3 protein-coding genes are annotated in these 3,158 nt (G+C 67.9%); all 3 read left to right on the top strand.

Features of this window, described 5'->3' with window-relative positions:
• Window positions 1-1,263 (top strand): sodium:proton antiporter (locus RHBS_RS26100; protein WP_128646830.1); only part of this gene is annotated, 1,263 nt, incomplete at its 5' end.
• A gap of 13 nt (window positions 1,264-1,276) precedes the next feature.
• Window positions 1,277-2,461, top strand: a complete 1,185-nt coding sequence (locus tag RHBS_RS26095; protein WP_237669749.1) for a lipase family protein — start codon at window positions 1,277-1,279, stop codon at window positions 2,459-2,461.
• A gap of 182 nt (window positions 2,462-2,643) precedes the next feature.
• Window positions 2,644-3,158: pseudouridine synthase (locus RHBS_RS26090; RefSeq protein ID WP_237669752.1), on the top strand; the 515-nt coding region annotated here is incomplete at its 3' end.

The following is a 3,158-nucleotide window of genomic DNA, read 5'->3' as shown; positions in this document are numbered from 1 at the left end:
TCCGACGCGGTGTCCGCGATCGCCGTCGGCCGCAAGCTCGGTCTGCCCGCGCGGATGATGGCCATCCTCACCGGCGAGTCCCTGGTGAACGACGCGGCCGCGCTGACCCTGTTCACCCTGGCCGTCGCGTCGGTGACGGGCAGTCGGATCGAATTGGGCTCACCGGTGCTGTTCTTCCTGTACGAGATCGTGGGCGGCGTGTTGGTGGGGTTGATCCTGGCGCGCATCGTGCGGTTCGTCCGCAATCGCATCGCGGACTCGGCGCTGGAAACCGTGCTCGGTCTGGTGCTGCCGTTCACGGCGTATCTGGCGGCCGAGGAGCTGCATGCCTCCGGTGTGCTGGCCGTCGTCACCGCCGGTTTCGTGTTGGGCCGCGTCACCGCCGACGTCTCGGTCTCCACTCGGGTTCAGGAACGGCAGGTGTGGCCGACGCTGGATCTTCTGCTCGAAGCATTCGTGTTCGCCTACATGGGTTTACAGCTGAAGTTCGTCATCGAAGAGGTGCAGCGGGAGGGACTGCCGGTCCACCACGTGTTCGCCTATGCGCTGTTGGTTCTGGTGGTGGTCATGGCCGTCCGGCCGGCGTGGATCTTCGTCAATTCCGGCCGGAACATGTTGTTTCGCAGACTCTTCCGGCGATCATCGCCGGGCGAGGCCGGTCTCACGTGGCAGCAGAACCTGGTGCTCTCGTGGGCGGGTATGCGTGGGGTGGTCACGCTCGCTGCGGCGGCCGGTGTACCGCTGACCACGGTGCTCGGCGACGAATTCCCCGGGCGCGCAGTGATTCAGGCCGTGGCCTTCGTCGTCGCCGTCGGTACGTTGCTGCTGCAGGGTCTGACGCTTCCACTGTTGATCCGCCGCCTCGACGTCGCCGATCCACTCGAGCAGCAGCGCAACGACAATCAGCGCCTGCTCTCGCAGGCCATTGCCCGCACGGCGGCAGAGGACTACCTCCAGCGCGCGGCGAAGGACGGAATCGCCGGAGTGGACAGCGAGCGCGTCGACGAGGTGATCGAGCGCGTCCGACGCTCGGTGCGCGCTCGGTTGGACGCCGACGAGACCGAGGATCGCGAGAAGCGGATCGCGGCGGCAGGGGCGTTGTTCGATTCGCTGCGGCACAACGTCCTGGTCGCGCAACGGGCGGCGCTCATCGCGGCTCGCGACTCGGGGGAGTTGGAGGACGAAGCTCTGCGGGCAGTGTTGAATGGCTTGGACGTGGAGGAAATTGCGGCGCAAGCGCGCATCGCACGACGTACACCGTAGGAGCGCAGAGACAGTGAGGTCGACCGGACTGGTGGCCGCCGCGGCACTGGTGTTCGCCCTTGCCGCATGCAGCACTCCCACCGCCGAACCCGCCGAACCCTCCGCTCCTGCGGCAGTCGCGGCACCCGAAGGCCTCGAACGCGGTGAGATCGTCTCGTCGATGCTGCTCGGGCAAGTCGACATCGGTGTCGCCTACCTCGGCGGGACCGCCACGAAAATCGTCTACCGCACCACCGACGGGGTCACCGGGGGCGGCACCGAAGCCTCGGCAACGGTGTTCGTGCCGAAGGGGTCTGCGCCGCCGGGAGGCTGGCCGATCGTTTCTGTCGGGCACGGAACCACCGGTGTCACCGACGAGTGTGCGCCCTCGCTGTACCCGAACCTCTTGGGCACCATCGGCCTGGTGACGCCGTTCCTCGAACGCGGGACTGTGGTCGTGGTGACGGACTATCAGGGACTCGGGACACCGGGAGATCCCGCCTACCTCGACCGGGACGCCGCAGCGTACGACGTCATCGACGCGGTGCGCGCGGCCCGCAACGTGGTTCCCGACGTCGGCACCAGGTGGGGCGCAGTGGGTACCTCTCAAGGCGGACAAGCGGTCTGGGCCGCTGCCGAGCGCAGCGGCGACTACGGCGAGGGTCTGCAACTGGTCGGCGCCGCGGCGCTTTCGCCCACGGCCGACCTGACGCGATTCTTCGCACCCGAGACCGAGCAGACCGTGCCGCGTCAACTGCTGGTGCCGTATCTCTACGCGGGTCTGCGCGCCGTGGATCCGAGTGCCGAACGCTCGGACTACATCCGCGGCACGTTCGCCGACAACGTGACCGCACTGACCGCCTGCAGTGACCTGCTCGGTTTCTCCAAGGCCGACGCCGGAGCCGTCCTCGATCCGGCAGATGCCCTCCCGGACACCGAGGAGGCATCGGATCGGATGACGCAGTGGCTCGAATCGGTTGCGCTACCGACGTCTCGCACCGAAGTACCGCTGTTCGTCCTGGTCGGCGAACGCGACGATCTCATCGACCCCCAGTGGACCCGCGACGCGGTGGCCGAGGCCTGCGCGCTGGGCGACGACGTCGAGTTTCGCTCCGAACCGGAGCAGGGCCATGCCGAACTGGCCGCCAACGGCATCGGAGTCGACTGGCTCGTCGAACGCTTCCTGAACGTGTCTACCTCGACCACGTGCGCGCGATGACCGCGGCACTGGCGTCGTTGGCGGTGATCGTGGCCGTGATCGTCTCGGTCATCGCGGTGATCAGTCTGCGCGGTCGACGGGACCTCACCACACCTGCCGAGCGGGCCGTCCACGCCACCCTGCACACCGCCTCGCTGGCCGCCAAGCCGTTGCGCGACGGTCTCGACCCCACTCGGGTGCGGATGCCCGACGTCGCGACCGGAGCGACGGTGCTCGACTACCTGTGCGCCCGATTCCCCCAGGACGCGGCCAGGCTGACCGAGAAGGTCGACGGCGGCGAGATCGTCGACGCGGCAGGCGTACCCGTCGATTCGACGACGGTCGCGAAACCGCGAGCGGACATCTACCTCTACCGCGACCCACCGGTGGAGCCGACGGTGCCGTTCTCCCTCGACGTCCTCCATCGCGACGAGAACCTGCTCGTCGTCGACAAGCCGCACTTTCTGGCCACCACCCCACGCGGTGCCTACGTCGCGCGGTCTGCACTCGTTCTGCTGAGGCGCCGATTCGACCTGCCCGAGCTGAGTCCAGCGCATCGCCTGGACCGACTCACCGCCGGGGTACTGGTGTTCACCGTCAGGGCGCAGGCTCGCCGGCCGTACCAGGAGCTCTTCGCTCAACGTACGATCACCAAGCAGTACGACGCGATTGCCCCTCTCGCGGCCGATATCACGGGTCGTTCCGCGGGCTCCACTCC

This window comes from Rhodococcus sp. BS-15, assembly GCF_000813105.1.
Taxonomy (GTDB): domain Bacteria; phylum Actinomycetota; class Actinomycetes; order Mycobacteriales; family Mycobacteriaceae; genus Rhodococcoides.
Note: the sequence above shows the minus strand (reverse complement) of the source record. Positions and strands in the feature narration are given on the sequence as shown.